1 protein-coding gene is annotated in these 559 nt (G+C 65.7%); it reads right to left on the reverse strand.

Annotation, left to right across the window (positions count from 1 at the left end; all coding sequences use genetic code 11):
* Positions 1 to 489: helix-turn-helix domain-containing protein (locus tag IE209_RS33670; RefSeq protein ID WP_189691206.1), on the reverse strand; the 489-nt coding region annotated here is incomplete at its 3' end.
* Positions 490 to 559: the final 70 nt, after the last annotated feature.

The following is a 559-nucleotide window of genomic DNA, read 5'->3' on the forward strand; positions in this document are numbered from 1 at the left end:
GGCCGTCAGCCAGAAGGCGCGCGAACTGGCCAACTTCGTGTGCGCCACCTCCAGGCGTCGACGCAAGCCGCCGACGAACAGGTACTCGCAGCTCCAGTCGAACTGGAACGCGTCGCCCAGCTCGAAGCTCATGGGAACGAACGCCGCGCGCCGCGGCGCATTGGCCTGCTGCTCGCGCCAGCGCCGCACCCACACGACCACGCGTGGATAGCTGCCGGCATATCCCAGTGCACGAATCTGCTCGAACAGCGCCTTGACCGTTCGCCGCTCGCGCGCCGACCGGTGCAGGTCGGCACGCAAGGCCGACTCCAGATGCCCCGCCCAAGCATCCAGCACGCTGGTCTCTGCGCGCTTGGGGTACTTCGGTTCGGTCTCGTCCTCGCGACGCAACCACTGCCTTACCGTGTTCCGGCTGAGTCCGGTCCGCCGGCTGATCTCTCGGATGGCAAGCCCATCCCTCAGGTGCATTCTCCTGATCTTGGCCAACATGCCCACGTTAATCACTCCTGATTCCCCGCTCAGCCTTGGAGCGGGCCAGTGTCGATACGTGGGTCAGATT

The sequence above is a fragment of the Pseudorhodoferax aquiterrae genome, assembly GCF_014652235.1.
Classification (GTDB): domain Bacteria; phylum Pseudomonadota; class Gammaproteobacteria; order Burkholderiales; family Burkholderiaceae_C; genus Pseudorhodoferax; species Pseudorhodoferax aquiterrae.